Here is a 6,567-nt window from a genome sequence, read left to right as displayed (position 1 = left end):
CGGGGGCGGACGGGGCGGCCGCTACGATTGGGGGCATGCGCATCGGTGTCGTGACGTTCCCGGGGTCCTGCGACGACCGCGACGCCGCCCATGCGCTCACGTTCCTCGGCGCCGAGCCGGTCGCGCTGTGGCACGCCGAGGCCGACGTCGCCGGCGTCGACGCGGTCGTCCTGCCGGGTGGGTTCAGCTACGGCGACTACCTGCGAACCGGGGCGCTCGCGCGCTTCTCGCCGGTGATGGGGGCGATCGCGGCGTTCGCGGGGCGGGGCGGGCCCGTCCTCGGCATCTGCAACGGCTTCCAGGTGCTCTGCGAGGCCCACCTGCTGCCTGGGGCCCTCACCCGCAACGCCGGCCTGCGGTTCCTCCATCGCCGCCAGCACGTCCGCGTGGAGGCTGCCGGCGCGTGGACCGCCGGCATCGTCCCCGGCACGGTCCTCGACCTCCCCGTGAAGCACGGCGAGGGTCGCTACGTGCACCCCGATCCCGACGCGCTGGCGGCGAACGGCCAGGTGCTCGCCCGCTACTGCCACGCCGACGGCGCCGTCGACGAGTCGGCGAACCCCAACGGCAGCGTCGCCCACATCGCGGGCGTCACGAACGCCGCCGGCAACGTCGCCGGGCTGATGCCCCACCCCGAGCACGCCGTCGACCCGCTGCTCGGCTCGACCGACGGCGCCCGCCTGCTCGGCGCGGTGCTCACGCGCGTCACCGCCTGACGAGCGTCGTCTCGACCGCGACAACGCGGCCGGCGTCGAGGCGCACGACCTGGTCGGCGCGCTCGATCGCCGCGGCCCGGTGCGAGACCACGAGCACGGTGGGCCGGTTGCCGCCGGCGCTGTCGACGAGCCGCCTCCAGAGCTGGAGCTCGGTCGGTGCGTCGACGGCGCTCGAAAGGTCGTCGAGCAAGAGCATCGGCGCGCCCGCAACGAGCGCGCGGGCGGTGGCGGCGCGCTGGAGCTGCCCCCCGGACAGCCGCACGCCGCGGGGCCCGACGAGCGTGTCGAGCCCGTCGGGCATCGCCGCGACGTCCTCGTCGAGGGCCGCCGTCCGCAGCGCCGCCTCGACAGCGGCGTCGTCGACGGCTCGCCCCAGCGCGAGGTTGTCGCGCAGGGTCGCGCTGAACAGCCGTGGTGCCTGGGGCACGAAGGCGCACCGGGGCGGTACGAAATGCGCGGCGAGGTCGGTGACGACGACGCCGTCGGCGACCACCGTCCCCTCGACAGGCCCCGTGAGGCCGAGCAGCCCCCGCAGCAGCGTGCTCTTGCCGGCCCCGACGGGCCCGGTCACGACCGTGAAGGACCCCGGCGCCAGGCGCAGGTCGACGCCGCCGAGCCGGCCCCGCACGCCGAAGCCGCGGAGCTCCACGTCGGGGGCCGCGGGCGCGCGTGCGCCGGGTCGGCGGGACGGGCGCGGCGGGCGCGGTGCGGGCGGTGGGGGCTGGTCGATCCGCAGCCGACGGGGCGCGACCGCAGCGGCCTCGTCGCCGTTGGGCAGGAGCTCCGCCATCCGCCCGGCGGCCACCTCGGCGTGGCGGTGGCGGGTCAGCACGAGCCCCGCCCACCGGGGCAGGCTCGCGAGCCAGGTGAGGTAGCTCGCGAACAGCGCGAGGTCGCCCACGGTGAACGCACCGGTGCGCATCCTCGGTGCGACGAGCAGCAGCACGAGGCCGATGGTGAGGTCGACCGTCGAGCCGTTGAACGCGTCGAGGGTCTGCGTGAGGACCCGGTCGCGCAGCGACGTGCGGAGGCGGTCGCGGTTGAGCGAGCGCAGCCGGCGCACGGCCTGGTCCTCGGCGCCGGCCACCTTGACGGCGAGCACCGCGGAGAACAGACCGCCGAGCAGCCCCGTGACACGGGCCGTCGCCTTCCGGTCGGCGCGGCGGACCCGGCGGATGCGCTCGGCGAGCAGCCCGGTGACGCCGAACGCCGCGACGAGCGGCACGACGACCACGAGGGTGAGAAGCGCGTCGACGCGCAGCATGACCGCGACGGCGATGAGGCCGAACACGGCGGTGCCGGCGAGGTCCACCCAGCCGTCGGTGTACTCGACGACGTCCGTCGCGTCGTCGCGGAAGACCGCGATGACCTCGCCGCTCGCGCGCACGGGGGCGCCCGCGGCGGGACCGCCGCTCGCCACCTGCGCGGCGAGCAGGTTCGTGCGCAGCAGCGTGTGGGCGCGGGCCCACCAGCGCGACCACACGACGAACGCGCCGACGAACACGGCGAGGCGCATCCCCTCGACGGCGACGACGAGCGCGATCAGGCTCGCGACGTCGAGGCCGGCGGGTGAGGCCCCGCCGATGGCGTCGAAGGTGGCCTTGAGCAGCAGGCCGAGCAGGACGGGAACGACCCACCAACCCGCCCAGAGCATCGAGCCGGCGAGGTAGCGGCCCGGCCAGCGACGAGCCAGGCCGAGCGCCACACGCCCGGCCCTCGGCCGGCGGTGCCCGGGCGGGGCCGTTCGCCTCGTCATGCGTGCACGCCCTCGAGGTCCACCAGCCGGTGGAACCGGCTCGACGGGTCGGCGACGAGCGTGGCCCCGCGGGCCGACCTCCACGACCCGGCCGGACTCGAGCACCGCGACGACGTCAGCCCGGTCGACCGCGCGCAGGCGGTGCGCGATGACGATCACGGTGCGGCCCGCGAGGAGCCGGTCGAGGGCGGCCTCGACGAGCTCCGCGGTGACCGGGTCGACCCGCGACGATGCCTCGTCGAGGACCACGAGCCCGGGATCGCGCAGGAGCGCGCGGCCGATGCCGATGAGCTGCGCCTGACCCCCTGACAGGCCCGCGTCGGGGCCGACCACGGTGTCGAGGCCCTCGGGCAGCCCGGCGACGAACCCGGCGAGTCGGGCGAGGGTCGTCTTGCCGCTGCCGGTGCGACCGACGAGCCCGAGCGTGGTGTCCGGGGGCACGTCGAGGTCAACGCCGTCGAGCACCACCTGGCCGTCGTCGGGGTAGGCGAACGCCACGTCGGCGAAGCGGACCGTCGGGCAGGCCCGCGTCGCCCTGCACGTCCAGCGCGGGACGCTCGGCGAGCAGCGCCCCGAGGCGCGAGGCGCCGGCGCCGGCGCGCTGGACCTGCTCGAGCTGCTCGGCCATGACCTCCACGGGCCGGCGCAGGATCTGCACGTACTGGAAGAGCAGGAACACCGTGCCGATCGTGATCGCACCCTGGCGGTGCAGGAGCCACCCCCCGGCGAGCATGCCGACGCCGCCGTACGCGAACGCCCCGGTCGTCGCGCCGTACACCCCGGCGCTGGCCCGCCACGCGCGCCGCAGCGCGCGGGCATGGTGCGCGCTCGCGCGCTCGTGGCGCTCGAGGGCGAGGCCGCCGCCGCCGAGGGCGCGGAGGTCCTCGACACCGGCGAGCTGCTCCTCGACGAGGCCGATGACGTCGGCGTAGGCGCCGCGCTCGGCGGCGGCCGCCGGGACCGCGCGGTCGCGCAGCCGCGCGACGAGTCCGACCACGGCGGCCACGAAGACCGCCATCCCGAGCCCCACCCGCCAGTCCTCGACGGTGACGAGCACGACCGCTCCGAGGAGGGTCACGGCGCCGCCGGCCACCTTGAGGACGACGTCGGTGAGCAGCTTGGTGATCGCGGTGGCGTCGCCGTCGACGCGCTCGACGAGGACCCCCGGGGACGTCGCACCGTGGTAGGCGAGGTCCAGTCGCAGGGCGTGCGCGGTCGCGCGTTCGCGCAGGGCGTTCGTCGCCGTCCAGGCGATCCGCGTCGCCCCGGCGGTCGTCGCGACGGTGGCGGCCTGCGCGAAGAGGCCGACCCCGGCGACGCCACGGCGGCGGCGTCTGACCTATGATCCCCGCCGACGGCGGCGACCGTCGCCCGATCAACCTCAGGCGGCTCGAGACGGATCACCGTCCTGTACGGCCCGAGCGGAAATCGGTCATCGCCGGCGGAACCGCGGCGCTGTCGGCGGCGTCCAAGTGCGCGGAACCTGCGCGCGGGAGGGGCGTGTCATGAGGTGGGACGCAGGACGCGGCGCCGCAGCCGCCATCCTGGCTGTGACGTTGGCGCTGGGGCTGTCCGTCGGGCCGCACGGCGACGGTACGGCCGCCGAGGCCAGCGAGCGCGTCGACGACGTTGCGGCCGCTGCGACCGGCGAGCCCGTCACCGACGCCTGCCCGACCGAGGCGGGGCGGGGGCGGTTCGGCGACGTCGACGCGGGCGGGGCGCACGCCCGGGCGATCGACTGTGCCGCCTGGTGGGGCATCGCCAAGGGTGTCGGGGAGGGCCGCTACGGTCCGCGCGGTGACGTCACCCGGGCGCAGACGGCGTCGTTCGTCGCCCGGCTCGTCCGCGCGTCGGGCGGGCCGCTGCCGGCCTCCCCCGTCGACGCCTTCACCGACGACGACGGGTCGGTCCACCACTACGCCACGAACCGGCTGGCCGCCGTCGGGCTCGTGCGGGGCCGGGGGGACGGGCTCTACCGGCCACAGGCTGCGGTCACCCGCGGGCAGATGGCGAGCTTCCTCGTGCGCTCGTTCGAGCAGCGGACCGGCCGGCGCCTTGCCGCCACCCGCGACCACTTCTCCGACGACGACGGTTCGGTGCACGAGCCGGCGATCAACAAGGCGGCGGAGGCGGGGCTGGCCCTCGGTGTGGCAGCCGACCGCTTCGCCCCCAACGCCGCGGTCACCCGGGCACAGATGGCGTCGTTCCTCGTCCGGGGTCTCGCGCTGCTCGTGGACGGCGGCCACGTTGCTGACTCGCCGGGCACCCTGCGGCGCGCGTCGGCGTTGCGCGCGTTCGACGCCTGCGAGGACCTGCTCGCGTACTACAAGGAGGAGGCCCTGGAGCTCGTCGGGCCCTACGGTTTCGGGGGCGGCTTCGTGGGTCTTCCTGTCCTCGAGGGACCGGCCGACGACGCTCCCGAGCCGGCGCCCGCGGAGCGCGGGGTGGGCTTCTCGGGCACGAACGTGCAGGAGGAGGGCGTCGACGAGTCCGACGTCGTGAAGACCGACGGGCGGCGCCTGCTGACGGTCGCGGGCGGCCGGCTCCACCGGACCGACGTCACGGGCGGTACGCCCGTGCCCGCCGGCTCCCTGGCGGTGGGCGGCCACGGCGGCGAGCTGCTGCTGGCCGCGGACCGCGCGCTCGTGCTCTCGAGCACGGCCGGCCGGCGGTCCGACGGCTCCCACCACCAGACGGCCCTGCTCCAGCTCGTCGACGTCGGCGAGGGCGCCGACATGCGCGTCGCGGCGACGTTGCAGATCGACGGCTCCCCGCTGTCGGCGCGCCTGGTCGACGGCGTCGCGCGGGTCGTGGTCCGCTCGTCGCCCGACCTTCCGTTCGCGTTCCCCGACCACCGCCGTGTGGACGGCGAGGCGGTCGCGGCCCGGCACAACCGCAAGGTCGTCGAGAACTCGACGATCGCCGACTGGCTGCCCGGCTACACGCGCAGGGGCCAGGGCGCGCAAGCGACCGCCGCGGGCCCCCTCGTCGCCTGCGACGGCGTCGCCCGGCCGCCGGAGTTCTCGGGGCTCGACCTGCTCTCGGTGGTGACCGTGGACCTTGCCGGCGACTTCACGCCCGATGCCTCCACCAGCGTGCTGGCCGACGGACGGACGGTGTACGCCTCGCAGACCGGACTGTACGTGGCGACCGCACGCGGGGACTTCGTCAGGGGGGACGCGCCGGATGGAACCGACGTCACCACCGAGATCCACGCGTTCGACATCAGCGAACCCCGCGCGGCCGTCTACACGGCCTCGGGAAAGGTGGGGGGATTCGTCCTCGATCAGTTCTCGCTCTCCGAGCACGCGGGCGTCCTGCGGGTCGCGACCACGTCGGAGCCACCCGGGGGCGGGGAGGACGCGGAGAGCCAGGTGGTCGTGCTGCGACGCCGCGGTTCGACGCTCGAGGAGGTCGGCCGTGTGGGCGGCCTGGGACGCGGCGAGCGCATCCAGGCGGTGCGGTTCATCGGTGACCTCGGCTACGTCGTCACCTACCGCCAGGTCGACCCGCTCTACACCGTCGACCTGTCGAACCCCACCATCCCGACCGTCCGAGGCGAGCTGAAGATCCTCGGCTACTCGGCCTACCTCCACCCCGTGGGCGAGCGCCTGCTGCTCGGCGTCGGCGTGGACGCCGACGACGCCGGGGCTCGGCTCGGCACCCAGGTGTCCCTGTTCGACGTCAGCGACCCGGCGCACCCGCGGCGGTTGCATCAGGCCGTCGTCGCCGACGCCTTCAGCGAGGTGGAGTTCGACCACCGGGCCTTCCTTTGGTGGGCGCCCCTCGGGCGCGCCGTCCTGCCGCTGCACGTCTTCTCCGACGACGAGCGCACGGGCGCGACCGACGGCTTCATCGGCGTGGTCGGGTTCGACGTCGACGCGGGCGCGGGTATCCGGGAGGCCGGGCGTGTCACCCACGCCGAGGGTCGCGACGGTGCCGACTTCTGGTCCACGCCGTCGATCCGGCGCAGCGTCGTGATCGGCGACGTGCTCTACACCGTCTCCGAGCGGGGCGTGAAGGCGAGCGACCTCACCACCATGGCCGACCGCGGGTGGACGCCCTTCGGCTGAGCGCCCGTCGCGTCAGGCCTAC

3 protein-coding genes and 1 pseudogene are annotated in these 6,567 nt (G+C 75.6%); 2 read left to right on the top strand and 2 right to left on the bottom strand.

The genetic code is table 11. The features are described from left to right. Positions 1-35: 35 nt before the first annotated feature. Positions 36-716, top strand: a complete 681-nt coding sequence (purQ, locus tag VM324_15300; GenBank protein HVM00654.1) for a phosphoribosylformylglycinamidine synthase subunit PurQ — start codon at positions 36-38, stop codon at positions 714-716. Here purQ and VM324_15295 read toward each other — a convergent pair. After that, positions 706-2,970, bottom strand: coding sequence for an ATP-binding cassette domain-containing protein (locus VM324_15295; protein HVM00653.1), 2,265 nt, complete (start codon positions 2,968-2,970; stop codon positions 706-708). The genes purQ and VM324_15295 overlap by 11 nt on opposite strands. Further along, positions 2,921-3,778, bottom strand: a pseudogene (locus VM324_15290) (ABC transporter ATP-binding protein). The gene VM324_15295 and the pseudogene VM324_15290 overlap by 50 nt, the downstream one beginning before the upstream one ends. Positions 3,779-3,977: 199 nt before the next feature. Between VM324_15290 and VM324_15285 the strand changes: the two are divergent. Next, positions 3,978-6,545 carry a beta-propeller domain-containing protein gene (locus VM324_15285; GenBank protein ID HVM00652.1) on the top strand — a complete coding sequence of 856 codons (2,568 nt, stop codon included), beginning with the start codon at positions 3,978-3,980 and terminating at the stop codon, positions 6,543-6,545. Positions 6,546-6,567 lie beyond the last annotated feature (22 nt).

The sequence above is a fragment of the Egibacteraceae bacterium genome (genome assembly GCA_035540635.1).
Taxonomy (GTDB): domain Bacteria; phylum Actinomycetota; class Nitriliruptoria; order Euzebyales; family Egibacteraceae; genus DATLGH01.
This window is presented reverse-complemented; position numbering and strand designations above follow the sequence as displayed.

Excerpts from the sequence above, each read along its gene's own strand:
- purQ (HVM00654.1), top strand. The coding sequence starts at position 36 with ATGCGCATCGGTGTCGTGACGTTCCCGGGGTCCTGCGACGACCGCGAC.
- VM324_15285 (HVM00652.1), top strand. The coding sequence starts at position 3,978 with ATGAGGTGGGACGCAGGACGCGGCGCCGCAGCCGCCATCCTGGCTGTG.